Genomic DNA, 25,316 nt, shown 5'->3' with positions numbered 1-25,316 from the left:
ACTTAGAATCTATACTAGCGGGTAAAATCTAACTCTACCGTGTAATGCTATCGCTTGCCCTCACGGCCGGGCGGGCCCCGCTCTTCCCACGCCTCTATACCTTGCGGGCCTGCGCAGGGCTTTCGCACAAAAGCCCGCATGCTAAGGTCGGCTTAGGGAAGAGCTGAGAAAGTTGGCAAACTACCTATTAGTAACGACTAACAATTTTATAAAATTGAAAATGCTATTGTTACTAAATTATGCATCTTTTTTCTCTAACAGCCCTCTCATAAGCCTCCTTATTTTATGGCCCGATAGGAGCCAAATAAAATTAAGAGGCGTTGAGAGGGCGGGGCCCGCCCGGCCGTGAGGGCGAAAGCTGGCAATACATTAAAAGCTAAGAATGATCAGAAGGGCCCGGTGGAAGAGGGCAAAAACTGGCAGTGCCCCAAAAAGTTGAATTATGTCTAAAACATAGTTTATGCTTCCCTCCACACTTCATCAAAATAGAAAGAACTGCAACCAAAAATCCCCCTCCTGGTGTTAACCATAAAAACCATGTACCTACATCAATTATGGAAATAGGAATTACCACCTTCGTTGAAAATACCCCGGACCCGGCTACCGGGAAGCTGTTGAGCCCCCACCAGCGGATGATGAACCTGATGGAAGAGATCGAACTATCTGACCAACTGGGGCTGGATGTCTTCGCTATTGGAGAGCACCACCGCCCTGATTTTGTGGTTTCTTCTCCCGCGGTTGTACTGGCTGCTGCCGCCGTAAAAACCAAAAACATCAAGCTTTCCAGCGCCGTAACGGTACTGAGCTCGGATGATCCCGTTCGGGTGTTCCAGGACTTTGCCCACGTGGACCTGCTTTCGGGTGGACGTGCCGAGATTATGGCGGGACGTGGTTCATTCATTGAGTCGTTTCCGCTGTTTGGCAACGATATGAAAGACTACAATACCCTCTTTGCTGAGAAGCTGGAGCTGCTCATCCAACTTAATAAGAGCGAAAAGATCAGCTGGAAGGGCAAGCACCGTCCAGCCATTGACAACCGGGGGGTATATCCCCGACCTCACCAACCTGAGTTGCCGATCTGGGTAGCGGTAGGCGGTACACCCGAATCGGTCGTACGGGCCGCGAATTATGGTGTACCCATGGCCCTGGCTATTATTGGCGGAGGACCGGAGCGCTTTGTTCCTTTTACGAAGCTGTATAAAGATTACTATAAGCAAGCGGGTCATGATCCGGCCAGGCTGCAACTGGGTATTAATTCGCACGGCTACATAGCCGATGATTCGCAAAAGGCAGCAGACGAATTCTACAAGCCTTATGCCTATGTGATGAGCAAGATTGGGCGTGAGCGCGGATGGTCGCCTATGGACCGGGAGCACTACGAAATGATGCGCGAGCCGGATGGCTCCCTGCTGGTGGGTAGTCCGCAACAGGTGATAGACAAGATACTGTGGGAGTACGAGCTATTCGGCAATACCCGCTTCCTGCTGCATATAAGCGTAGGTACCCTGCCACATAAAAAGGTAATGCGTGCCATTGAGCTACTAGGTACCGTAGTGGCGCCGGCTGTAAAAAAGGCCATTGGTGCTACAGTAAAGTAGAGCAAACATATTTACAGACTCTTATATAGCTATCTGCCGGTACTTCTCCTGGAAGCATTGGCAGATAGCTATTTTATTACCTCCTAGTTAGGTATTGTAAACTTAATACAACTACCAAAACATGGTCAACTATCAGTAGCTGGAAGTCTGTATATACTCAAACATGCTGTACCCTTTTTGGATTATACAGCCCAATAGCTAATTTGGTAAAGAACTTTTCCTATTCATTTCTTAATTTAACACTATTCACCACTAAAAATTAGTTAGCAAATGAGCATAATGTCTGAGTTCAAACAATTTGCTGTTAAAGGCAATGTCATTGATTTAGCAGTAGCCGTTGTCATTGGTGCCGCTTTTGGTGCCATTGTTTCCTCCTTAGTAGCTGATATTATTATGCCCCCCATTGGTGTGCTAACCGGTGGAGTCGATTTTAGTGAATTAAAGATTCAGCTCACTCAACCCGTGATAGAGAATGGTGCTGTGGTACGGGAAGGAGCCTCTATCAACTACGGCAACTTTATCCAGAAGATTATCAACTTCCTAATCATTGCTCTGGCTATCTTCTCAATGGTGAAGGCCATCAATAGCATGAAGCGCAAAGAGGAGGCAGCTCCGGCTACCCCTACCCCGACCAAAGAAGAACTCCTGCTCACCGAAATCCGGGACTTGCTGCGGGACCGTAAGCCCCTTTAGAAGACAAGGCTACTGTAACATATAATTCAATGTTAAGGAGGCTGGCCCAGTGGGCTAGCCTCCTGCTTTTTGTATCTATATAGGTTAAATTATTTGCAACATAGTTGCAACAAAGAGATTGTTATATACATTTGCAACATAGTTGCATTTACAAACCGATAACAATACCTATGACCTACAAATCCACATTTCAGAAACTTGTCTTAAGCCTTGTAGCAGCGGTTGCTATTTCTTCCTGTAATCAGGATCCCGATCCGGAACCCAATAATCTGGATGACGGAAAGGAATTTAAGTATGTCCGTGTACTGGTTGCGGATGAGAAATCCAATCAACTCACACAACTTAATCCCTCTGATGCCTCGACCAGTACCATTGACGCTAAGTTTCCGCTGGCTACCCTGTATCCTACTGCCTCGGGCCGTTACTCAGCCGTACTATACGGAAGTAATAACCTGGTTGAGTTTTTTGATACCGGCCTTGAGTACCACGGTGACCATGTAGATGTAAAAGGTACTCCTAAGTGGGCTGCTATTACCTCAACCGGCGCCAGACCCGCTCACTTTAAGAGCAAAGGTACCGAGTCGGTCATATTCAATGACGGGGATGGTACACTTAGCGTAGGTAATGAAGCCAACTTCCATACGGCAGGCGCTACATTCAGTGCGATCAACGCCGGGCTACCGCCACACCACGGAGCCATGGCTCAGTTTGACAATGGTACCTATGCCATTACCGAAAGCGTAAACAGGGTACGGATCATTGACAAAAGTGGCAAAGTAGTACATCCCTCTACCGTAGAAGTAGCACGCATACATGGTAATGCTACGGATGGCGCGAATGCCGTATTCGGTAGTTTTATAACCCCCGAAGCCACCGTTGGTGGAGTACTGGTGGTAAAGCAAAACGGAGAGCAGCGTGTTATTCCTAACCCCGAGGGTTTTGGCGCAGTACGCCTGGGTACTGTTCTTTATGCCAAAGGGGCCAATAAATTTATCGGATACGGTGCCACCAAGGGTGCCTACCTCATCGATATTACGGCCAATCGTATTACTCCTATTTATGAGGGCACGGATGCCTTCCAAGCTAAGGTGGATTACGCCGGAAAAAACTTACTGCTACTGACCTTGGATGGCAAGCTCAGGATTTATGACCTGACTCCCGGAACGCTCAAGAAAGAAGGCTCGGTGATCAGTGCCGTATCAGCCGACGATGCGGTCAAGCCTGTACTGGAAGCTACGTCTAAGTTTGCTTACATTGCAGTACCTACTTTGGGTGAAGTACATCAGATCAACCTGGCTAATTTCGGTGAAGTAGTAAAGCATAAAGTATCCACCAGACCGGCACGACTAGCCGTACTAGGCTTCGAGACAAACGAAAGCCATTAATATATCCTACAACCTCACAAGCAGACCGGCAGCTGGATTACAACAGTTGCCGGCCTGCTTTTTTGTAAACTCTACTCAAGCCAGCACCACAAGTTCCGTACCTACCTACTTCTCCACCAGCCTTCTTACCCGCTCAGGCACAGTTTTTAGCAATCTCATAGGTTACTAGTTAACATATCCACTCACCTTATTACCGGCCGCAGAGAAGATTATGGATACAGTGCCCACAAACGATAAAAAGCTTTTCCTGCTCGACGTGATGCCTCTGCTGTACCGGGCGCATTTTGCCACCATGGGCAAACGCTTTGGTACCACCACGGGTATCGATACCCGCACCCCGCTGGTGTTTTTTAACTATATATTTCAGGTACTCACCGAAGAGAAGCCCGATGCTATAGTAGCGGCCCTGGACTCCAAAGCCAAAGAACGGGTAGCCGTAGCAACTACCTACAAAGCTAACCGCGAGAAAATGCCGTCGGAGATTTACGATGCCTTCCCCTACGCCCTGCAACTGCTGGAGTCACTGCACATTCCGGTTGTAAAGAAGGAAGGCTATGAGGCCGATGATATCATAGCGGCTCTGGCAAAGGAGGGAGCTGGTAAAGGCTACACCGTATACATTGTAAGCCCGGACAAGGATTTTGCCCAGTTGGTCACGGATCACATCTTCCTGTTCCGGCCGGCTTACAAGGGTGCTGCCATGGAAACACTGGATGCTGCCGGAGTGAAAGAAAAGTACGGTGTGGAGCCTACCAAAATGGCCGACTTCCTGGCACTACGGGGCGATAGTGTGGATAATATCATAGGCGTAAAGGGCATTGGTGATAAAACCGCGGCGAGCCTGCTGGCCGAGTATGGTTCAGTAGAGGAACTGATCGAAGAGGCGGACTCTATCAAACAGGCTAAGGTCAAAGAAGCCATTAAGGAAGCGAAGGACCAGCTCATGGAGAATAAGCACCTGGCGTATCTGTCCGGGGAGGTGGATGTAGATATAGACTGGGAGGAGGTAGATGTACAGGAGCCGGACGAGAGCAAGTTACTTCCCCTGCTTGACGAGCTGCAATTTACCCGCATCAGGGAGCGATTGGCTAAACAGGGCTTTATCAGCTCCGCGGATAGTAGCAGTAGCCAGCCCCAATCAGCTGCCATACCGGTAATACCCATAGACCTGAAAGAAGCAAAGAAAAAACTGGGCAAGGCTAAAATGGTAGCCGTAGGTTATCTGGACCAACACCCTGACTGCCTGTTCCTCGTAGCCAGTGGCAAAAGTGAGGTAATGGCGGTCCAGCTCGGGGAGCAGGACTGGCAGGAGTTAATTTCGCACCTGGATCAGAGCAGTACCACTGTTACCGGTTGGGAGCTGAAGCCCCTGCTGAAGAGGATACATCAGCTAGGCATCCTGCTACGTCGTCCCTGGATTGACCTCTCCCTGGCGGCGTACCTGCTCGAGCCCGACGCCAAGATTGAATGGCCGTATATCCGGGACAAGTACGTAGTTACTTCATATATCATCAACAAACCTTACACCCAGCTCGACTACCTCGCCTCTGTACCGGAAGCGTACAAGAAGATTATGAGTCGGATAGAGGAGATGAAGCTACGCCCCCTGCTACTTAACATCGAAGCCCCCCTGCAGTCCGTGATAGTCCGGATGGAGCTGCAAGGGATAGCGTTGGATGAGCAGGCCCTGACTGAAATTGATAAGGCGCTAACCCAGCAACTGCAAGACCTGGAAAAAGAGCTTTATGAATCAGCGGGCCGGAAGTTCAACATTGGCTCCAATTCCCAAACCGCCGACATCCTGCAGAAGATTGCAGATCCGTCCGAACTCAAAAAAACCAAGACCGGTCAAATCTCTACGGCGGAGCCCTTCCTGGTGGATCTGGCGCCCAAGTACCCCTTTATCGCCCACCTGCTGGACTACCGGAAGCTCAGTAAGATCATTACTACCTATGTATATGCACTACCCAAGTACGTAGATCCCAAGACTAATAAGATCCACCCTACTTTTCAGCAGGTAGTGGCCGGTACCGGCCGGCTCAGCTGTACCGATCCTAACCTGCAGAACCTGCCCATCCGGAGCGAAGCGGGTCGTGAGGTACGCAAGGCCATTGTTCCCTCACAGTCTGACCACAGCATCGTCAGTATCGATTATAGCCAGATCGAACTACGACTACTGGCCTCCATGAGTGGCGATGAGGTGATGGTAGAAGCCTTCCGGTCCGGTAAGGACATTCATGCCACTACGGCCTGCCGGGTATTCAAGGTAAATGAACACGAAATAACCAAAGATATGCGGAGCAAGGCCAAGGCCGTGAACTTCGGTATCGCCTACGGCATCACGCCCTGGGGACTTTCCAGCCGGCTGAAGATATCCCAGAAAGAAGCGAAGGAGCTCATTGATGCTTACTTTGAGGAATTCTCCTCCATTAGAGAGTACCTCGATCAATCATTGGCCGAAACCCGCGAAAGGGGATATACCCGCACCCAGTATGGTCGCATCCGGTACATTGAAGGCATTGACTCCCGCAATGGTACTACCCGAAAAGTAGCCGAGCGCATGGCTGTGAACGCTCCTCTGCAGGGGCTGGCAGCCGATGTTATTAAGGAGGCGATGGTTAATGTAGACCGGTATATCTATGAGCACAAGCTCAAATCCAAACTGGTACTACAGGTACATGACGAATTGGTGTTTGACGCTGCCGACGATGAACTGGACCTCTTCATCCCTGAAGTAAAAAGAATCATGGAAACCAGCGCTGAGTTTGTGGTACCTCTGGAGGTGAACGTGACGGTAGGCAAGAACTGGTTGGACCAAGTAGCGTATGGATCATAATAAGCAGAGGTGTGTGATTGGAGTGTTATTCCCAATCACACACCTCTGTTACCAAAAGAGCGGGACCTGTGTAGGGTCCCGCTCCTGGTTTATTATGCCAGATCTTTCTTCAACTGATACTTCCGATTGTAGATTTCTTCAAAGTGGTTTGCGTATTGCTCAATGATTCTGTCCCAGCGGTATATTTCGTCGATCTTCGTTCTATTCTCTTCAATCAGACGCTGGTACCGTTCTTCTGACTTATTCACTGACTTCAGGTGCTCAGCTACTTCTGTGTGCGTGGTAAAATAGAGCGCATCGTCTCCCAGTACGTATCGGTTGAATGGATTATCGTTGGCACAGATAAGGCTATCGGATGACATCGCCTCCAGCAGGGATGGATTGGTACCTCCTACGGTATGTCCGTGGAAATATAGGTTGGAGTAATACCGCAGGTTGTTGAGTGTACGCAAGCTATAGATACCACCCACAAACCGGATGTTCGGAAATTCCGCGTACTTTTCCTTGAGATAGGCCCCGTACTTAGTCTCGTGCTTACCCACAACCAGAAAAGGCTTATCTACGCCCGACTCCGCTACCCCTTTCAGGATTATATCAATACTATTCTCCGGCTCCAGACGAGCGATCAGCATGCTGTACTGGTAAGGCGTCAGGCCGTAAGGTTGTAGCTCGCTCAGGTCCGGATCATCAAACAGATGAGCACCGTACGGAATAAACACAGACCCGACTTTGTACTTGTCCTGCAGATAATCCTGGATACCGATGGAGTCCGCTATAAGGTAGTTGCTGTGCTTGACAGCTAGTTTTTCGGCTTGTTTAAGAAACTGTTGCACGGGTTTTGAAAACTTGGTCCGCCGCCATTCCAACCCATCCATGTTAGTGGTCAGGATGTACTTGTCCGGCACCAGGTTTCCCCATACTGAACTACTGGTATATCCTAGTTGCAGGATGATATCATAGTCCCGCTTGCGGATATCCATGATACAGTTAAAATCATAAACGAACTGCCCCACGGTGCCGATTTTTCCCTCCGGGTCCTGGGCATGTATGATTTTTACCCCCTTCCATTCCTTTTCCTGGTAAGGATGCGTATGTGAGTTGTAAACCGTTACTTCGTAACCCTTCTTGATCAGCCCCAAAGCCAGATACTCTGCCGCCTGTTCAAATCCACCATAATTATTGGGTATTCCTCTTGTTCCTATTATCGCAAGTTTTATCATAAGCTTATTAGGGTGTTTCTCTTTGGTATAAGTATGTGTATTTAATGTGTCTCTTCTTATTGCCTGACTATATCCCGGCTACTCTACCTCGAGCTCCTCTTCCACAAACAGGGACTTCAGGGCTGTAGTGGTATCTTTCAGCATTTCCAGCTGACTTTCCTGCTCGGGGTTGGACAGGTCCTTACCCAGCATATCTATTTCATTCAGTACGGTATCTACCAGAGGTACTGCCAGCATGAGCCGGTCGTTGCTCTCCTGTAGACGTATATTAGCCAGTCGCAGTTCGAAATGGGCCTGTACCAGCTTGGCCAGTGCCTTCAGCGAAATCAGCTTCTCATCGGACAGTGTACGTGGTCGGCTATCCATCACACAAAGGGCTCCCAGCGGCAACCCTTCACTATCTACCAGCGGCATTCCCACATAAAATTGTATCTTCATATCCCCCGTAGTAAACGGATTGTCATGAAAGCGTTCATCCTCATGGGTATCAGGCACAATGAACAACTCTTCCGGCTCCAGGATCGCATGAGCACAAAAAGATAGTTCACGTTCAAATTCCTTGAGCTTAACACCGCGAGTCGACTTATTCCACTGGCGGTTCTCGTCAATCAGACTTATTAATGAAATAGGAGTACCACAGATCTCAGACGCTATTTTGGTTATATCATCATATACTTCTTCCGATACAGAATCTAATAGCTGGTATCGTCTGAGTGAATTGACTCTGGCTGCTTCATTATCTGGTTTAGGGGCTGATCGCATAGCGGGTTACTGTTAGATGTAAAGAAAAAGAGAGTTTACCTCTGGAGATATTAAATTTAGGTTAAAATAGATATGATTTTAGTCACTTTACCAAACCGGATGCTAAGTCTTCTTTAAAAAAAGTAGACCGCCAGAACTGTGCCAGTTTATACGGGCAGGACTAAACCAAAGGTAGAATTGATAACTCACAGTTTATTTTAGTTGTTTAAAAGGCGTAATTTGAGAAAAATTAAATCACTCGAATGGCGGGTACATACGTTTTCTATACGCTTTTGATGGTAGGCATGATCCTGTTAGCTCTGCCGTCTGTCCAGACGTCGGATGGAAAACAAAGCGTTCTGATCACCTCTGAGCCGTACCAGTACTGGGGTGCCAACCTGGTACTGCTGGTAGTTCTGTATTCGTTTATCATTGGTTGCCGGTACTACGTCGGCATAGACTACGAGGCCTATCTGGAGTGGTATCTGGAACTTCAGAAAACGGGCGTTTATCCCCGGGAGATCGAGTTTGGGTACGAGTGGCTCAACTACCTCCTCTACTACCTGCGGGCCCACTATGCATTCCTGTTTATCGTACTCGCTTTTTTACAGATCCTGTTTTTCTTTCAGGCCCTCAAAAAGTTTTCCTTTTTGATCCCCTGGTACATCTTTTTCTTTTTTACGTACCTGCTCATGTTCAGCAGTATGAACATCATGCGGCAGACCCTGGCCTACTTTATCTTTTTCTACGCCTTAAATCTGGCTATGGAGAAAAAGTACCTTCGGGCTCTCTTGTACTGCTTTCTGGGCTTTAGTTTTCATAAAAGTATCCTCATTGCCGTAGCCCTGTATCCGTTCCTGGGCTTCGACTGGTTCAAGAATAAGTACGTACAGATAGGCCTGCTCCTGTTTGTGACGGTTTTTGCTTCGCAGATACTCACTCTGGCGCTCCAGATTGTCTCTCCTATTGTATCCCTGATGGGCTACAGCTACTACGTCGAAAACCTGGACTACATGTATGAGATTACGGAAGAAGGAGCCGTAGGAGCCGGAACCGCCCGTATCCTGTTCTTCATTCTGGACATGGCTATCGTATGGTACAGCGACGAGCTCAAGAGTAATTTCAAGAATGTGGACTTCTATAAGTACTACAACATCTACTTCCTGGGGGCTTTTCTGGACCGGATCGTGTACGACAACTTCATCCTGGCGCGCACCAACGACTACCTGCTCAACTTCCGGGTACTTATCCTGAGCTTTCTGTGCTACTACCTGTTTGGCAGCGCCACCGACCGCTTACCCAAGGCCATAGTAGGGGGTACTATAGCGGTCATGATGCTGGCCTTTTTTTATCGGGCCATTTACAACTCAGCCGCCCAGACCTCCCCTTTTAACTTTATTTTGTTTGAATAGACAGATAGCTTACTATGTATAAAAGAAGAAGACGCCCGTAGGTCGTCTTCTTCTTTTATACATAGTTCGGATCTCTTACTTCTTCAAAAATACCTTCACCCAGTCTACCTGCATTACGCCATCCGTTTCACCGATGTTGATCTGATCGGCGGTGGGTATGGTGCCCTCTTCCCAGAAGAAATTTCCACCCACGGCCAGGTTGAGCGTGACCTTCTCGAGTTTGCCGAATAGATTAGGTACATAACCGCCGGATTTTACATCAACGACCTCTCCGTCCAGCATGAACGTAAGCGCATCCTTGGTCCAGATGACTTCGTACACGTGCCAGCCATCGGTCAGGCTGGTCGAAGTAGTCAGGTAGGTTTCCTGATCCATCACCAGGTTCTGGTCAGCTTTACGGCCAAAGAAGTAGTTGGTCTGGTAGTCGTTAGGTTTATGACCGCGGGCTTCCAGTATGTCTATTTCACCGTTAGTAGGCCACTTGTCGCCGTACGCCCAGAAGGCCGGCCACATGCCGTAGCCGGTAGCTAATTTGATACGGGCTGACATCCGTACCTGTCCTTCGGTGCGGGTAGGCGTAAACAGAGACTTAGACTCTATACGAGCGGAGGTAAAGTCAAAGTTAGTCGGGGTGGCATCCACATCCTGGCGGTACTTAGGCCCGGTCACTTTTTCTTTGACGGCTTTGATCACCAGCAGGTTATTACCGGCCTTATCGGGATCTGCCGCTACGCTCAGGTTCTCAGTATCCGCTGTATACATCTGCATCTCATTATTGAAGGCGCCCCCTACCCATACATCCCACTTCGAGTTGGTACTGGCCGGCGTCACATCAAAGTCATCCTCAAAAGCTTTGCGCCAACCCGTAGTGAGCAGGGTACTCTCATCCAGATCATAATTTAGGGTACTAGGTACCGAAGCCGTTCGCATAGCCTTCCCAAGGACACGCTTGGATAAGCGCAGCGACTCAACGGCCGAATTGGTCGTGTCTATTACAGGCTCAGTCAGACTCTGACAGCCACCGGTCAAAACCAGGGCGGCCAGCCACAACTTTGAAACTTTTGTATTAAGTAGCATCTTGTTCATACGGGGAAGCGTTTAGAAAATAAAAAGTAATCTTAGTTAAATCATATGGTAAGTAACAGAAGCACTTAGTAAACGGTAACCTATTGTACCATTAGGTTACTTTCAAAAAAGAACGTAGTATGCATGAGTGCTCCCCGGGCAGCAATAGAAAGGGGCGTCGTGTGTGTGAGCGAACTGAATATAAGGCTTGTTACCAACAAGCTTTATATTCAGCTATCAGAAGTGAGCAGTATCGACAGAAAAGGCTGTAGATACCTATTTTCTCTGCTTAAATACAAGCAAAAATCAGACCATAGTAGCTGCCTTAGCCCTTTTTAATAATACTCTAATGATGACAGTAGAAGCTTAGAGAAAAGAGGCTTTGAACAATTCTGATTCAACCGGAATTGTATTTATTTACATGCCTAACCTGTCGACATGCCTACGTATAGTCTTATAATTTGTACCTACAACCGAGCCTCCTATCTCAAAGAGACCATTGAATCTATCTGGGAAAGCTTTGGAAACCGCTACCCTTATGAGATATTGATCGTAGATAACAATTCCAGTGACCATACGCAGGAGGTCGTAGAGCAGTTTATGCATCTGCCTGTTCTAAAGTACTACAAAGAGCTGAATCAGGGCCTCTCGCACGCCCGCAACCGGGGAATCAGGGAGGCCAGCAACGACGTACTGGTGTTTCTGGATGATGACATTGGTATTCATCCCGGCTACCTGGACCGCTGCAACCAGCTGTTCGGTGATCCATCTATCCATATTGCCGGAGGAAAAGTTCTGCCCTTCCAGGTGGATGTTCCCCACTGGCTTCCCCTGCAGTACTACTACCTGGTAAGCCTCTTTGACCTGGGTGATCAGAAAAAGACAACTGCCAAGCTGATGGGAGCCAACTATGCCATGCGGAGGGAGGCTGCTATAAAGATAGGCTGGTACAATCCTGAGCTGGGCCGCAAGGGCAACTCACTGGCGGGTGGAGAGGAAGTGGATTACCTCAACCGAGCCAGTAGCCTGGGCTACGACATCTGGTACGATCCGGGTCTGATCGTGTACCACAAGATCAACAACAAGCTCAACGAGGAGTATGTGTACAGCTACTCTAAGCAGTTGGGGCGGTCCGAGCGGATTATAGATCTGCAGCAGAGCAAACCTAAATTTGCGATCAAGATCATCAAGGCTTTTGTGATGATCTTCCTTTACCTGGTATATGGCTCCTACACCTCTGCCCCCAAACAACGTACCTATTTCAAAATCAACCAGCAGTACTCACTGGGCTACCTGCAGGGCTCATCGTAGTCAGGTACTGTACTACTCAGGTACCAGTAGTAGGTACCGATAGCTAGCTAGTTCCTACTAATTCAGTAACATCCATAATGTCCGTATGAAAATTTTGATGATTGCCAGAAGTACGCTGTTCAGTTCACCGGGTGGAGACACGACCCAGATCGAAATGACGGCTAAGTACCTCAGGGAACTGGGAGTAACCGTAGATATCAAGCTCAGCAACGACAGCCTGGCCTACGACAGCTACGATATCCTGCATTTCTTTAATATTATCCGTCCCGACGATATCCTTCCGCACGTGCAGCAAACGAAGGTACCCTATGTTATTTCTACGATTTTTGTGGACTACTACGAATACGAGAAGAACAACCGGACGGGCTTGCTGAAGGTGATGAACAGCGTCTTTGACCGAGACCAGATCGAGTACATCAAAACCCTGGCCCGCAGCGTCAAGAACGGGGATAAGATCAAGTCATCGTATTACATTCGTCACGGACAGCGTCAGTCTATCCATTACCTGGCGAAGCAGTCGGCCATGCTCCTGCCCAACTCCCATAGCGAGTACCAGCGCTTTGTCAATATCTACGGCATCAACCAGCGCTACCAGAAAGTAGTCAATGCCATTGATCCCGCGCTATTTAACAACAGCATCCAGCCTGACCCCAACTACCAGGACCACGTCTTATGCGTAGGCCGGATCGAAGGCCGCAAAAATCAGCTCAACCTCATCAAAGCGCTGCAGGGGACGGATCTGAAGCTCACCATCATCGGGAAGCCCTCTCCCAACCACCTGGCCTACTATCAACAGTGTAAAGAGCTGGCTGCCGCCGCCGGGAACGTGCAGTTTATAGATCATATCAACCACCACAACCTGGCTACGCTGTACAAAGCCGCCCGGGTGCACGTACTGCCGAGCTGGTTTGAGACCACCGGCCTTAGCTCACTGGAAGCCGGGGTACTGGACTGTAATCTGGTAATTACCCGCAAAGGTGACACCGAAGAGTACTTTGGTGATATGGCCTACTACTGCGAGCCTGACAGTGTGGAGTCAATACGGGAGGCGGTACTCAGGGCGTGGCGGGAGCCTATTCACCCCCAGCTCAAAGAATATATACTTACCAACTATACCTGGCAACATGCTGCCCAGCAAACGCTTGAAGCGTACCGGACGGTACTATCCCGGTGATGTATCGGCCGCGGAATGAATAATGACTACTCCGAGGGAGAGGGAGGGGTACCTTCAATCGCCGTTTTAAGCGACTGGGCTACCTTCTGCAGATGCTCTAACCGGGGTAACTGGTCCGGGCGGGGATTGGCATCTACCAGGGCTTCTACCTCAGTCAGCATAGGGTCAATCAGCGTTCGTAGCTGCTGCAGATCTTTTTCGTCGATAGCTAATCCACTACCTAAGTTCTGGAGCCGATCAAGCGTATTCTGGAGTTCACGTTTTGTCTTCCGCAGCTCAAAGTGGACACTGATCAGCTTAGCCAGTGCCTTCAGAGCCGTCAGCTTTTGCTCTGACAGCTCCCGCGGCCGGTTGTCCAGCACACAGAGGGTACCAAGGGCATAGCCATCCTTATCGGTAAGGGGGACTCCGGCGTAAAAAACAAGATGCGGCTCGCCTGTCACCAGCGGATTATCATGAAAACGCTCATCATATCGGGCATCAGGTACTACCAGCGTATTATTTGGATCGATAATTGCATAAGCACAAAAGTGTATGCGCGGTGTTTCGGTTACATCCATGCCCTGCTTGGCCTTAAACCACTGGCGGTCTTTGTCAACCAGGGTGAGCAGCGAGTAAGGAGTACCGCAAATCTCCGAAGCGATACGGGTGATGTCATCATATACATCTTCGGGCAGGGTATCGAGTATATCATACTGCTGTAACGCCTTCAGACGTTCCTGCTCATTGTCGGGTAAGGGTGCCGGTTTCATGGGGTTATATTATCAAAATATTCAACAAAAAAGTAACGCGTCAGGTTAATTTAAAATTATTTCAATACTACCAGCTTATCAGTTAATTACCTGATACGGCCCAACAAAACCAGGAGAAGTTAACGTTTTAAAAAACAGTCTAATCCCTGGAACAAAGTCACTAACGGTTATAAGCTATATATGTTTGACCGTGAAAATATTATTAAGATAGTATTTAGTATACAGTTCAGTAAGTAACTATATTGACTACTGAACACCCACTACAATCCATTTCTATGAATACCTCATACAAGCGATTTCTACAGATATTCTTTATTTTATTAGATCTGATCGCTTTAAATGTTGGCTATATTATATCTCAGAGCATATTCAAAGAAAATGCAGAATCAGCTCTATTTTACCGGTACTATCAATACTGGGGCGTCATCAACTGGTTCTGGATTATCCTGAGCCTATTGGGGGGCATGTACTTTACGGATGCTATAGTAAACTTCAAAGGCTTTCTCAGAAAGACCGTTAAGACGGTCCTGGTCTTTCTGCTGCTGATCCTCTTCTACTTGTACCTGCCACGCCGGGTACCTTTGTCTTCCAGTCTGGTCTATCTCAGTTCTATCCTTTTCGTCATTGCCCTGGTGATCAATCGTCTTCTCTACTTGGGTATTCGCGAATGGGTCAAGCAGGCGATTCATTCCAAGAGGAGAATTCTGATACTGGGGTACAACGCGGTGTCTAAAAAACTAGCAAACTACATTGAGAAGGAAGAATTCAACATTAAAATAGTCGGCTTTGTAGACGACAGAGACTTAAAAAATGATGTACCTGCCTACCCGGTTTTTAAGGGCCTTGATGATGTAATGAGGCTCACCAGCGAGCAAAACATAACCGAAATTTATACCACCATTATGCCCGAGGACAACGCCCGGGTGTACCGTATCATGGATCAGGCGGACAAAGCCCTGATCCGGTTCAGGGTAGTACCTGATCTCAGGAATATCATCGACCGGCCCGTGCAGGTAGATATCATCAACAACGATCTGCCGATCCTGACGCTTCGCAACGAGCCTCTGCAGTCTGCCGTCAACCAGTTTATTAAGCGCGTATTCGATATCCTGTTCAGCCTCTTTGTGATGGTATTCATTCTTTCCTGGCTGATACCTATCCTGAGTATTCTGATCTACCTCGAGTCGCCAGGGCCTATATTCTTCTCCCAGCTTCGCAGCGGTAAGGACAACAAGCCCTTCTGGTGCTACAAGTTCAGGAGTATGACCATCAACAAAGAGATGGAAGCCGTACAGGCCACCAAGAATGACAAACGAGTCACCCGCATCGGCCGCATAATCCGGAAGACGAGCCTTGATGAGTTTCCACAGTTTTATAACGTACTGCGGGGTGATATGAGTATAGTAGGCCCCCGCCCCCACATGCTTAAGCACAACGATGATTTTCAGGCCATGGAGGATCAGTACATGATCCGCCACTACCTGAAGCCAGGTATAACCGGCTGGGCTCAGATCAACGGCTACCGGGGCGAAATAACCGAACTGAGCCATATCAAAAAGAGAGTCGAGTATGACCTGTGGTACCTTGAGCACTGGAGCATCGTGCTGGACCTGGAGATCATATTCCTGACCGCCTACAATGTGATCAAAGGAGAAAAGAACGCCTATTGATCCGACACTACTTTATTTACCTACTGTATTCCGGACGAAGTCAAGGTACCCCTGCTTGTGTTGTTTCCGGATCTCTTTTACGATTTCGGTACTTCCGTTGGGTGAAAGGCCTATTGCTTCCGCTATTCGGTCCACCATGTACTTTAAAGACTTCAGGGCCATCAGGGGTTTACGGTTGGTATAATCAATGTTGGCCTCTGTCGCCCCTATGTTGTAGGAGTACTTCATGATAAACTCCCGGTTAAACCGGTTCTGGATCTTGTGGTAGACGATCAGGTCAGGATGATAGAAAAGGCGGTACCCCTTGTTCTGGGCTCTCAGCAGAAAATCATTCTCATCACCACCAAGTTTGAAATCGCCCAGCGGACCAATCTTTACATTATACTCCCCTACTTTATCTGCTACGGTTTTGCGGAATGTATGATTGGCTCCCATTAGTTTGGGAACATAAGCCGGGGTATCGCCCATATCATAGACACTGGCCAGGTAGTAGTACTTTTTGGGCAGCCATTCCGGTACTTGTGACTGATACGGCAGTACTTTGCCGCCTACAATCTGTACGGATGGGTCGCTGTACAGCTTATCCAGCACAGACAGGTAGTTAGGATCAATGTCAATGTCGTCATCTACGAATACAATGATAGGATACTGCGCCTCTTTAATACCCCTATTACGGGCACAGGACAAGCCCTGGTTCTTCTCGAATACGTAGCGAACGATGGGTATGTGCAGGTACTGTTTGACTACTTCAGCCGTCGTGTCAGAGGAGTTGTTATCAACAATCAGTAGCTCGTACTTACTTTGGTCAGTAAGGTGCAGCAGAATGGAATCAATGGTCTCTTTGAGGAAGGTGGCTCGGTTGTAGGTACAAACGATGATACTGTATTTCATTATGTATATGTGTATGTATGGCAAATGTGGTAATCAGGCAATTAGTATACTCTATAAACAACTACTACGACTTTTTTCCGAGCTTCTCCTGTACAAATCCCGTTACCAGTTGCACATCCGCCCGGGTATAGATACCCGTCAGGAAGCCCAGCGGCAGGGCTACCAGCAAGACTGCCGCTCTGATACCATAGGACAGGTAAAGTTGGTCTGCATCAATGAATGGCTCGGCTACAAGCCAACCCACGGCCAGTGCCCCGAATACCAGCAGGATACGCGGATGAAACATGAACTGGACGCGGGGATCTACCTCGGCGGCTCCCCGCACAAAAACAAACCGCTCCACCAGACAGGCCAGCAACAACCCCAGCGCTACCGAAATAGTGAGGTCATTGAACAGGTCCAGATACACGAGCAGGAGTGTACCCCCTACGATAGAAGCCGCAAAAATGATGGAGCCCCGGTTGAAGGTCCTGAACTGGTTGTTGGCAAAGAGATAGTTCTGGTAAGGTATCGTGAGCGTCTTGACTAGGGCAAACAGCAGGGACAGGATCAGGATCGGATAGGCCCGGACGTATATCTCGCCAAATACCAGCGTAATGATCTCCCGCCCGAAAAGAATAGAGAAAAGTATGGCCGGAAAGAACAGCATGGAAATGTATCGCTCGTAGTTGGATAGCTGTTCCAGCGTTTTATCATGGTTTTTATCGTGGATGTTCTGCGAGAAGACCGACAGGAATATTCCCCCCACACTCACCCCGATGCTCATGAGGAGTATACCTAGTCTATTACCTACGTTGTAGTACCCAATGGCCTCGGCCGGAACGGCATACAAGCCCAGCAGTACCTTGTCAAAGCTCAGCAGAAAGCCGTAGGCAATGGTTGAGGTAGAGATACTGAGCGAATACCTGATGTACTTCTTGAACACATCCAGCGAAAAGCCCCCAAATCTGGACTTGATGAGCTGCACCAGCGGGTACACGGCACTGACTCCACAGGCCGCCATAATGTACCAGGCTATGCCTATCTCAGATTCGCCCAGTACTACGGCCACGATTTTGGCTATATTGATCAGGATCTGGGATGAGAAATCAATCACGTTGGCTCGCAGAATATTGAGCTTCGATGACTGATCGGTCACGTAGATGTAAAGAGGCGTCAGGAGGTAGTCCTGCAGGATAAAAATGATGATCAGGTTGATCTGTAACTCCGTAAAGGTACCCTGCCCGCTCTGCCGGTTCCAAAGCACAAACAGCAGTACCAGCAGCGTCGTAATGATGTTGTAGAATACGTTGACAAACAGGAAGTTCTTCAGCCCTATCTCTTTGTCGTCACTGTACATCTTGAGGTGGGCGCTATTGACCGTATGGGTAAAGATGGACTTGATCAGGACCTGAAAGGACATAGCCAGGCTGATGTTACCCAGAATGGCCGGTCCACCAATACGGGCTATAAATATAGAACTAAGGATACCCAGCACCATCGATACAATATTGATGGCGAAATTCTGGCTTAACTTTTTACCTAGCATGCAGCACTATCGGGATTGGCAGGAAGCACTATGATATACTTCACTAATAATTAATTTTCTCTGCGGGCATCATTCAACACAATCATGGTCGAGTTGAACCTTCCTTCTTTATAAATTTCATCAGCCGTAGCTATGTACTCCCTCTTGGTGTGGTTATAGCGCATAACGTACAAACATACATCCACATATCGTGCCAGTGAGTACGCATCGGCTACCTGTCCGATCGCCGGTGTATCAATCAGGATGTAGTCGAACTTTTCTTTCAGCTGCGCTATGAGCTGACCTATACGGGGGTTCATCATGAGTTCGGCGGGCTGCTCAGGTACACGACCCGATCCGATCAGGTAAAAGTAAAAACCGGGGGAAACCGGAGATGACTTGATCAGATTTTCGGCAGTCAGGGTTTTGGTACTGACAAACTCGGTAATACCCAAGTCCGGCTGCAGCCCCAGGTAGGTAAACAAGTCATCTTTTTCCCGGAGGTTAAAGTCCAGCATCACCACCCGGTACCCGGCCATACTGAGGCTTGTACCCAGGTTGACTCCTACGAAGGTTTTACCATCCTTGTTCATCCCTGAGGTAATCAGCACCACCTGTTTGCCTTTGTTATTGGCTATAGCGGTGAGCTTGCTCCGGATAAACCTGAACTCCTCAGCAACCTTTGACTTAGGTTTCTGGGCCAATATGTCACGTCTTTTGCCCCGGTGATGGCTGATCTCACCCAGGATAGGCGCGGCGGTAAGCCGTTCCACCGTCTCCTGGTGCTTAACCCGATCACTCAGTAGGCTACCGGCCATGATCAACCCGAAGGGTATCACCAGACCGGCAAATAAAGCCAACGCCAGCACGATAGGTTTCTTGGGCGTCTCGGGCTGTAAAGTCGCGCCCGGTGGGTCCAGCACCCGGATCTTTGATCCCGTTGAGGCCAGGTACAGGGCCGACTCTTCCCGCTTCTGCAGCAGGTATACATACAGGTCCCGCCGTACTCCCTGCTGCCGGTTGATGTCATTCAGTTCCCGCTCTATGTTAGGTATCTCACTGATTCGCGACTGAAAGCCCCGGGCGCGGGAGGCAATGTTGTTGCGGGATACCTCCAGGCCTCTTCTGATTATCTTAAGGTTTTCGATGAGGCTCTGCCTCAGCGTGGCCAGTTGGCCATTGATGTTCTGAACCAGCGGGCTGGTTGGCTCCTGGGTACGCAGCATCCGTTCGCGATCCAGCTGCAGGTCATTAAACCGCTCAATCAGCTCCATCAGGGCCCGGTCTTCAATGCTAAGGTTACTGGGTACCAGTTCGTACAGCTCGCCCGACCGCGCCAGGTACCTCTCCAGCGACTCTACTACTTGTATCTGGGTATTCAGCGTGGATAGTTGCTGATTATAATTTCTGGACTCTTCCAGATAGGCCGAGGCCTCCGAGCGTACATCCGTCACCCGGTTCTGGATCTTGAAGCGTGCCTCCTGCAACTCGTTTTCGGTCAGCTCGTTCGTCAGCTCGCGCAGGCGGTCGTCAATGAACTGTACCGTTGATAACGCCAGCCGGTTCTGGTCTTCCCGTTCATCCTCGTTATACACCTGGATCAGTGTACTCATGATATCTTTTCCCTTTTCGGGCAGGGGATGCAGTAAGCTTAGGTTCAGCACATCCGCATTCTTACTGGCCTGGGCTATCTTGAGATCCTCGTTATAGTCTACCGCCAGCTTTCGGATGTTATTGAACCGGACAATGACTTCTTTAAAACCGCCGGTCGCATTGGGATTCCGGACGATGGAGAAGGTCCCGTATGGCTTCACAATCTGCTGCCCAAACCGATACGTAGCCTGCCCATACCAGTCCAGCAGATCAAAACGGGTGGTATCCCTGATGGTTACGGTTATATCTTCGTCATAAGCCGACTTTTTCAGGCTCCTGACCACCACTCTGATCGGCACGTCGCTGCCATAGATCTCTTCTTTCTTAATAATACCATGCACGTAGTAGCTGGTATACAGGGCTAGTTCTTTCAGGGTTCGCTCCATCAGACTCAACGACCGGAACGCTTCTATCTCATTATCGATACTGGTGGCCTGGTTGAATATGCCCAGATCCTGAAAAGCCGGATTACCCGCCTGAAAATCGGGACCTTTGTCTATATCTCTAACCAGAATAGTACTGTATATAAGGTACTTGGGTGTAATAAACAGCATCAGGAAAACACCTATGCCTAGTGCCAGAAGTAATCCAATAAGGAAGTAGTACCAGTGTCGCAGATACCGGTACATGCTTTTTTTCAAATCAATACGCCCCGATGGTTGAACCTGGGTAGTAGTTGCCTCTCTATCGGCCATACATATAGCTGACTGTTATTACCTATTAAAGAATGTAATCAGGGAGAATGCAAAAGCTGAGATCGCCGCCGCCCAGATGGGTATATACCGGTTGCCAGGCTCGCTCTGAGCAATCTTGATATGACTGTATGGTTCTACATATACAATATCGTTCTGCTGCAAATAGTAAAAGGGAGAATCCAGTATATCCTTAGAGTTCAGATCGAAACGCGTAGCCAGCCGCTCCCCATTGGTCTCTCTGATGATTAGTACATTGTCCCTCCGGGCATATTCGGTCAGGTCTCCCGCCAGCCCCAGTGCTTCCAGTACATTCAGCTTCTCGGTCTCTACCGTGAAGGTAGAGGGATTCTTGACTTCGCCAATAACCGTAACCCTGAAATTCAGAAAACGCAGGTTAACAATGGGGGTTTTTATGACCAGTCTTATCTGGGAAGTCAGCTTATCGATGGCCTGTTCACGCGTCAGCCCGGCCAACTCGACTTTTCCCACTACTGGAAAATTTATAAATCCATCCCGATCCACCAGATACCCTTTGGTGAGCTGGGGAGTCACGGCAGTGGTATTATAAGGAGTACCCGGCGGCACGATAATACCATTATTAAACAGCGCGTTAGACTCCGGATTGACGCTACTCACCGTAATATCTAGCAGGTCCCCGGTTTTGATCTGAATGGATGGTATATTTTGTATGGGAGCTTTGTAATCATATTTTGTAGCCAGATCATCAAAATACACAAGATTCCTGGTAGGTCTGCATGCTGCTATTAGTATTATAAAAATAAGAAAGATTCCCGTACATAATTTTCTCATATAAGCATTCGGTATTAACCTGTACTACTCGGTGCCAGAAGCAAGTGCTTCAATTACAACCACCGATTATATTATAAATGTTTATGACTATTGTCTAAAACTATATAAAACTAGTGTATTACAATCATTCTGAAAGGCAATACTTCAGATATTCCTATATGACCTCCTGTTCTGGTAGCAGCCACAGCCGTGTTGGGTTATAGTCGTTGGGTAAGCTACTATCAATGTACCACCGAGAGCATAGCCATTACCAGATATTGCCAGGCAGGTACAGCCGCTGGCACTTATCACAGAAGTAACAGGGCCGCCCTGCCCTCCCGATGTTTTCCTTCCGTAAAGGGATATGGTCGCGGGGGCACTGCTTCCGCATATACGCCTGCCAATGGCTTGCCTCTGTCCTCTCCCGTAGCCACTCCAGGTAGTCAAAGCTGATCCTGACACATTCATCTACCAGCTTTCTGAGTACCAGTTCAGGTATCTCTCCCACCAGGCTTTCCGGATGAATCCGCTGCCGAAACAGGGCCTCGTTCTTGATGCCATTCCCTACCCCGGCCACTATAGACTGGTCCAGCAGTGCATCACATATGAGCTGGTCAGGCTTGCGGTACAGCTTACTGAGGGCCTGATCCGTATCGAATAGAGGATTCATGATGTCAGTACTCCAGTCGTACAGCTCATCCAGGGGCTCCCGCAGCACGCGGTACTTACAGGCATAAAAGTTTATCGTTCCCTCCTCCAGTTCAAGTCCCAGTTGTAGCGCCCGGTTTACCACTCCGTTGATGGCATACTTCCCAAAAAAGCCCAGATGAATACGGATGGTACAGTCAGTAAAACCCAGAAATATTTCCTTTCCGAAGGTACTTAGGCTGGTCAGGCGCTGCCCTTTAAGGGTATCAAGAAGTAGCTCTACGTCACTACCTTGAGCCTGTACCACCACCTGCCCAATTAATGGCTCCACTTGTTCTTTCAGAAAAACCATCTCGGGTCCTTCGGGCATGGTCTGGCAAAAGGCTACTAGTTGTACAACTGGCTATAGTCTGGTAAGTATAGATAAAAAAGACCAGTTTTTAAATCTGTTATCCAACATACTGATTACAAAGCTGGCCAGCTGTAAGTAAAGAAATAGTTACTAATGCAGAAGCAGCCGAATCAAAAGGAGCCTGGGAATAGTTGTTTTGAATAGGACGGACGTTAGGTACAGCAGGAAATACTTTTATTTTGAGCCACTCCTACTACTCTCTGGATGAAGATTACTTCCTTAAACGTAAGACTATAAATGGATGCACTTGTGAAAGAGTTCCTGGATAAGGTACAGCTCAGGAACCAGCACGAAACGGAATTTTTACAGGCTGTGCAGGAAGTGGCCGAGACGGTTATTCCCTACATAGAACAAAATCCGAAGTACAAGAAAGCCAAGATACTGGAACGGATGGTAGAGCCGGAGCGGGTGCTGATGTTCAGGGTACCCTGGCTGGATGATAATAACGAGGTACAGATCAACCGGGGCTACCGGGTACAGATGAACAGCGCCATTGGTCCCTACAAGGGCGGTCTGCGTTTTCATCCCTCTGTCAACCTGAGCATTCTCAAATTCCTGGCTTTTGAGCAGGTCTTAAAAAATAGTCTTACCGGCCTGCCCATGGGGGGCGGCAAGGGAGGCTCCGACTTTGATCCCAAAGGCAAGTCAGATACTGAAATCATGAAGTTCTGCCAGAGTTTTATGACCGAGCTGTACCGTCACGTAGGGGCTGACATGGATGTACCGGCCGGAGATATAGGCGTAGGCGGCAGGGAGGTAGGGTACATGTTTGGTCAGTACAAGCGCATCAAAGGAGAATTTACGGGGGTACTTACCGGCAAAGGGGCCACTTGGGGCGGCAGCCTCATCCGACCCGAAGCCACCGGCTACGGAGTAGTGTACTTTGCGGAGGATATGCTCGAAACCCGGGGAGAACGCTTAGTAGGGAAGACGGTAGTCATATCAGGCTCGGGCAATGTGGCCCAGTACACAGCCGAAATGTGCATACAGTTCGGGGCTAAGGTAGTCACCCTGTCCGACTCCAGCGGGTTTATCCATGACCCTAAGGGTATCGATGCCGATAAGCTGGCCTACATAATGGAGCTGAAAAATAAAAAACGCGGGCGCATCAGTGAGTATGCCAGGAAGTACGGGTGTGACTACTTCGAAGGGGAGCGTCCCTGGCGCATCTCCTGTGATATTGCCTTCCCCGATGCAACGCAAAACGAGCTGAACGAAGAAGATGCCCGAGCCCTTGTACAGAATGGATGTACGTGTGTAGCCGAAGGCGCTAATATGCCATGTACGCCAGAGGCCATTCAGGTATTCAGAGAGGCCAAGGTACTATATGCCCCAGGCAAAGCTTCTAATGCCGGCGGGGTGGCCGTATCCGGTCTGGAAATGTCGCAGAACGCTCTGCGCTATTCGTGGAGCCGGGAAGAAGTAAACAGCCGGCTCAGAGAAATTATGAGGGATATTCATCAGATCTGTGTAGAGTATGGCACCGAAGCAGATGGCTACGTCAACTATGAAAAAGGCGCCAACCTGGGCGGGTTTGTAAAAGTAGCTGATGCCATGATGGCTCAGGGAGTAGTATAACCATGAAATAGCGTAGCCCAATCAACCGGAGTGGCCGGTTGATTGGGCTCTTAGTAGCTGTCATTCCTCATCCAAGGGAAGAACCGGCTTTACTCGGCAGTAGTCGGATCAATAATAGTCACTACCTCACTTACCGCGTTAGCCGGAAACCCACCTTGTCGGGCATGTTCGCGAATCATCTCTTCGTTAGGTGCGATGTACACGCAGTAGATCTTATCGCCCGTCACGTAGCTTTGCAGCCACTGGATCTCGGGTCCCATCTTGTTTAGTACTCCACAGGAAGTCTCTGAAACAGCTTTCAGCTGCTCGGTCGACGATTTGCCCACCCCTTCTACTTCGCGTTCAATAATATACTTTGGCATAATCTACAGGTTTAGTTGTTCCACACTCTGGTACAGGCATTCAGGAAGCAGCTCCTCAATAACTACCTAAATATACAGATATATCCAGTTCAGTTACCAACAATCTTATTGAATGGTAACAGGTTGACCTACAAGTACCTTTGCGCTATCACTCAGGTAGTAGCTCCCTTTTTGACACCCGTTTCAGAAGTAAAAATCAGGAGGAAGAAACGGGGTTCTATTCCCGCCGCGGCGGGAATGTTTTTTGTTATGCGATTGTATCTTTAACTGAAAAGAATTGATGTTAATATGCAAGAAATAGAGCCCTTTTATAACTGGGAAAAACACTATGAATCCAGTCGGGACCGAAGATCGCCCTTCTATGGTCGGGAGTATAACCTTAACTACTACGAGAACGACATCTATGGGTACTATATACATCCCCTTTGGGATACCATTGGCTCCGAAACGCTGTATGTAAAGATACTTTTTGCGGATTACGACCGGAGATTTGCGGTGATAGAGCTGTTTGGTGAATGGAACGATACTCTCCACAACGATATCATGTACTTCAAGCGGAACGTAGTAGACGAATTGGTGGCGGCAGGTATCAACCAGTTTATCCTGATCGGCGAAAACATAATGAACTTCCACGGGTCCGACGATGAGTACTATGCGGAGTGGTTTGAGGATGTGGAGGATGGCTGGATTGCGGCCGTAGGCTTCCGTGACCATGTGGAGCACGAGTGGAAGCGTTATCGCCTGGACTACTACCTGAACTTTGGCGGCACCCTACACCTGGACAACTGGCGTACCATGCAGCCTTACCCCTTCTATGAGCTGGTCCGGACGCTGATCTCCCGACGACTGACCTAATCTTAAGGTACTACTACAATAAACAGGGGGAGCCAAATGGCTCCCCCTGCTACTCTAACTACTTAGGTG

Annotated in this window: 20 protein-coding genes; 10 read left to right on the top strand and 10 right to left on the bottom strand. The window is 48.6% G+C overall.

Annotation, left to right across the window (positions count from 1 at the left end; translation table 11 throughout):
* Nucleotides 1-554: 554 nt before the first annotated feature.
* From JUB14_RS05240 to polA, 4 genes are all read left to right on the top strand, one after another.
* Nucleotides 555-1,598 (top strand): LLM class flavin-dependent oxidoreductase, encoded by a 1,044-nt coding sequence (locus tag JUB14_RS05240; RefSeq protein ID WP_207504754.1) that lies wholly within the window; start codon nucleotides 555-557, stop codon nucleotides 1,596-1,598.
* Nucleotides 1,599-1,868: 270 nt separating this feature from the next.
* The gene (gene mscL / locus JUB14_RS05235) at nucleotides 1,869-2,291 is read left to right on the top strand and encodes a large-conductance mechanosensitive channel protein MscL (RefSeq protein WP_207504752.1); all 423 of its coding nucleotides are present in this window, start codon (nucleotides 1,869-1,871) and stop codon (nucleotides 2,289-2,291) included.
* Nucleotides 2,292-2,461: 170 nt separating this feature from the next.
* A complete protein-coding gene (locus JUB14_RS05230; protein ID WP_207504750.1) occupies nucleotides 2,462-3,676 on the top strand; it encodes a hypothetical protein in 1,215 nt (404 codons plus the stop codon).
* Between the two features lie 211 nt (nucleotides 3,677-3,887).
* A complete protein-coding gene (gene polA / locus JUB14_RS05225; protein WP_207504748.1) occupies nucleotides 3,888-6,512 on the top strand; it encodes a DNA polymerase I in 2,625 nt (874 codons plus the stop codon).
* Between the two features lie 92 nt (nucleotides 6,513-6,604).
* Here polA and JUB14_RS05220 read toward each other — a convergent pair whose 3' ends face one another.
* Together JUB14_RS05220 and JUB14_RS05215 are read right to left on the bottom strand one after the other, a co-directional pair.
* A complete protein-coding gene (locus JUB14_RS05220; protein ID WP_207504746.1) occupies nucleotides 6,605-7,732 on the bottom strand; it encodes a DUF1972 domain-containing protein in 1,128 nt (375 codons plus the stop codon).
* Nucleotides 7,733-7,810: 78 nt separating this feature from the next.
* The gene (locus JUB14_RS05215) at nucleotides 7,811-8,494 is read right to left on the bottom strand and encodes a GAF domain-containing protein (RefSeq protein ID WP_207504745.1); all 684 of its coding nucleotides are present in this window, start codon (nucleotides 8,492-8,494) and stop codon (nucleotides 7,811-7,813) included.
* A gap of 242 nt (nucleotides 8,495-8,736) precedes the next feature.
* On the opposite strand from JUB14_RS05215, the gene JUB14_RS05210 reads away from it, so the two are divergent.
* Nucleotides 8,737-9,885 carry an EpsG family protein gene (locus JUB14_RS05210; protein WP_207504743.1) on the top strand — a complete coding sequence of 383 codons (1,149 nt, stop codon included), beginning with the start codon at nucleotides 8,737-8,739 and terminating at the stop codon, nucleotides 9,883-9,885.
* A gap of 75 nt (nucleotides 9,886-9,960) precedes the next feature.
* On the opposite strand, the gene JUB14_RS05205 is transcribed toward JUB14_RS05210, so the two are convergent.
* Complete coding sequence (locus JUB14_RS05205) at nucleotides 9,961-10,971, bottom strand: glycoside hydrolase family 16 protein (RefSeq protein WP_207504741.1); 1,011 nt, start codon at nucleotides 10,969-10,971, stop codon at nucleotides 9,961-9,963.
* Between the two features lie 417 nt (nucleotides 10,972-11,388).
* On the opposite strand from JUB14_RS05205, the gene JUB14_RS05200 reads away from it, so the two are divergent.
* Nucleotides 11,389-12,261: a glycosyltransferase family 2 protein gene (locus tag JUB14_RS05200; RefSeq protein WP_207504740.1), complete on the top strand. Its 873-nt coding sequence runs from the start codon at nucleotides 11,389-11,391 to the stop codon at nucleotides 12,259-12,261.
* 85 nt (nucleotides 12,262-12,346) lie between these two features.
* Nucleotides 12,347-13,435: a glycosyltransferase family 4 protein gene (locus tag JUB14_RS05195; RefSeq protein ID WP_207504733.1), complete on the top strand. Its 1,089-nt coding sequence runs from the start codon at nucleotides 12,347-12,349 to the stop codon at nucleotides 13,433-13,435.
* 26 nt (nucleotides 13,436-13,461) lie between these two features.
* On the opposite strand, the gene JUB14_RS05190 is transcribed toward JUB14_RS05195, so the two are convergent.
* A complete protein-coding gene (locus tag JUB14_RS05190) occupies nucleotides 13,462-14,187 on the bottom strand; it encodes a GAF domain-containing protein (protein ID WP_207504731.1) in 726 nt (241 codons plus the stop codon).
* A 275-nt stretch (nucleotides 14,188-14,462) separates the two neighbouring features.
* Between JUB14_RS05190 and JUB14_RS05185 the strand changes: the two genes are divergently transcribed.
* Nucleotides 14,463-15,857: an undecaprenyl-phosphate glucose phosphotransferase gene (locus JUB14_RS05185; RefSeq protein ID WP_207504729.1), complete on the top strand. Its 1,395-nt coding sequence runs from the start codon at nucleotides 14,463-14,465 to the stop codon at nucleotides 15,855-15,857.
* 12 nt (nucleotides 15,858-15,869) lie between these two features.
* On the opposite strand, the gene JUB14_RS05180 is transcribed toward JUB14_RS05185, so the two are convergent.
* The 5 genes from JUB14_RS05180 to JUB14_RS05160 form a co-directional block, all read right to left on the bottom strand.
* Complete coding sequence (locus JUB14_RS05180) at nucleotides 15,870-16,748, bottom strand: glycosyltransferase family 2 protein (protein ID WP_207504726.1); 879 nt, start codon at nucleotides 16,746-16,748, stop codon at nucleotides 15,870-15,872.
* Between the two features lie 64 nt (nucleotides 16,749-16,812).
* Entirely contained in the window at nucleotides 16,813-18,276 is a 1,464-nt protein-coding gene (locus tag JUB14_RS05175; RefSeq protein WP_207504724.1) for a lipopolysaccharide biosynthesis protein, read from the bottom strand.
* A gap of 50 nt (nucleotides 18,277-18,326) precedes the next feature.
* Nucleotides 18,327-20,603, bottom strand: coding sequence for a GumC family protein (locus JUB14_RS05170; RefSeq protein WP_207504723.1), 2,277 nt, complete (start codon nucleotides 20,601-20,603; stop codon nucleotides 18,327-18,329).
* 18 nt (nucleotides 20,604-20,621) lie between these two features.
* Entirely contained in the window at nucleotides 20,622-21,338 is a 717-nt protein-coding gene (locus JUB14_RS05165) for a polysaccharide biosynthesis/export family protein (RefSeq protein ID WP_207504721.1), read from the bottom strand.
* A gap of 322 nt (nucleotides 21,339-21,660) precedes the next feature.
* On the bottom strand, nucleotides 21,661-22,410 hold the full coding sequence (locus tag JUB14_RS05160) for a DNA-formamidopyrimidine glycosylase family protein (RefSeq protein ID WP_207504719.1): 750 nt from the start codon (nucleotides 22,408-22,410) through the stop codon (nucleotides 21,661-21,663).
* Between the two features lie 279 nt (nucleotides 22,411-22,689).
* Here JUB14_RS05160 and gdhA point away from each other — a divergent pair, with 279 nt between their 5' ends.
* Complete coding sequence (gene gdhA, locus JUB14_RS05155; protein ID WP_207504718.1) at nucleotides 22,690-24,030, top strand: NADP-specific glutamate dehydrogenase; 1,341 nt, start codon at nucleotides 22,690-22,692, stop codon at nucleotides 24,028-24,030.
* Nucleotides 24,031-24,119: 89 nt separating this feature from the next.
* Here gdhA and JUB14_RS05150 read toward each other — a convergent pair whose 3' ends face one another.
* Entirely contained in the window at nucleotides 24,120-24,392 is a 273-nt protein-coding gene (locus JUB14_RS05150; RefSeq protein ID WP_207504716.1) for a DUF4242 domain-containing protein, read from the bottom strand.
* 288 nt (nucleotides 24,393-24,680) lie between these two features.
* Here JUB14_RS05150 and JUB14_RS05145 point away from each other — a divergent pair, with 288 nt between their 5' ends.
* The gene (locus JUB14_RS05145; RefSeq protein WP_207504714.1) at nucleotides 24,681-25,247 is read left to right on the top strand and encodes a hypothetical protein; all 567 of its coding nucleotides are present in this window, start codon (nucleotides 24,681-24,683) and stop codon (nucleotides 25,245-25,247) included.
* Nucleotides 25,248-25,316: the final 69 nt, after the last annotated feature.

This window comes from Telluribacter humicola, from assembly GCF_017355935.1.
GTDB lineage: Bacteria > Bacteroidota > Bacteroidia > Cytophagales > Spirosomataceae > Telluribacter > Telluribacter humicola.
This window is presented reverse-complemented; position numbering and strand designations above follow the sequence as displayed.

Coding starts and splice junctions, on each gene's coding strand:
- JUB14_RS05175 (WP_207504724.1), bottom strand. CDS start 18,276: ATGCTAGGTAAAAAGTTAAGCCAGAATTTCGCCATCAATATTGTATCG.
- gdhA (WP_207504718.1), top strand. CDS start 22,690: ATGGATGCACTTGTGAAAGAGTTCCTGGATAAGGTACAGCTCAGGAAC.
- polA (WP_207504748.1), top strand. CDS start 3,888: ATGGATACAGTGCCCACAAACGATAAAAAGCTTTTCCTGCTCGACGTG.
- JUB14_RS05240 (WP_207504754.1), top strand. CDS start 555: ATGGAAATAGGAATTACCACCTTCGTTGAAAATACCCCGGACCCGGCT.
- JUB14_RS05230 (WP_207504750.1), top strand. CDS start 2,462: ATGACCTACAAATCCACATTTCAGAAACTTGTCTTAAGCCTTGTAGCA.
- JUB14_RS05220 (WP_207504746.1), bottom strand. CDS start 7,732: ATGATAAAACTTGCGATAATAGGAACAAGAGGAATACCCAATAATTAT.
- JUB14_RS05170 (WP_207504723.1), bottom strand. CDS start 20,603: ATGGCCGATAGAGAGGCAACTACTACCCAGGTTCAACCATCGGGGCGT.
- JUB14_RS05200 (WP_207504740.1), top strand. CDS start 11,389: ATGCCTACGTATAGTCTTATAATTTGTACCTACAACCGAGCCTCCTAT.
- JUB14_RS05205 (WP_207504741.1), bottom strand. CDS start 10,971: ATGAACAAGATGCTACTTAATACAAAAGTTTCAAAGTTGTGGCTGGCC.
- JUB14_RS05215 (WP_207504745.1), bottom strand. CDS start 8,494: ATGCGATCAGCCCCTAAACCAGATAATGAAGCAGCCAGAGTCAATTCA.
- JUB14_RS05190 (WP_207504731.1), bottom strand. CDS start 14,187: ATGAAACCGGCACCCTTACCCGACAATGAGCAGGAACGTCTGAAGGCG.
- JUB14_RS05210 (WP_207504743.1), top strand. CDS start 8,737: ATGGCGGGTACATACGTTTTCTATACGCTTTTGATGGTAGGCATGATC.
- JUB14_RS05150 (WP_207504716.1), bottom strand. CDS start 24,392: ATGCCAAAGTATATTATTGAACGCGAAGTAGAAGGGGTGGGCAAATCG.
- mscL (WP_207504752.1), top strand. CDS start 1,869: ATGAGCATAATGTCTGAGTTCAAACAATTTGCTGTTAAAGGCAATGTC.
- JUB14_RS05160 (WP_207504719.1), bottom strand. CDS start 22,410: ATGCCCGAAGGACCCGAGATGGTTTTTCTGAAAGAACAAGTGGAGCCA.
- JUB14_RS05185 (WP_207504729.1), top strand. CDS start 14,463: ATGAATACCTCATACAAGCGATTTCTACAGATATTCTTTATTTTATTA.
- JUB14_RS05180 (WP_207504726.1), bottom strand. CDS start 16,748: ATGAAATACAGTATCATCGTTTGTACCTACAACCGAGCCACCTTCCTC.
- JUB14_RS05195 (WP_207504733.1), top strand. CDS start 12,347: ATGAAAATTTTGATGATTGCCAGAAGTACGCTGTTCAGTTCACCGGGT.
- JUB14_RS05145 (WP_207504714.1), top strand. CDS start 24,681: ATGCAAGAAATAGAGCCCTTTTATAACTGGGAAAAACACTATGAATCC.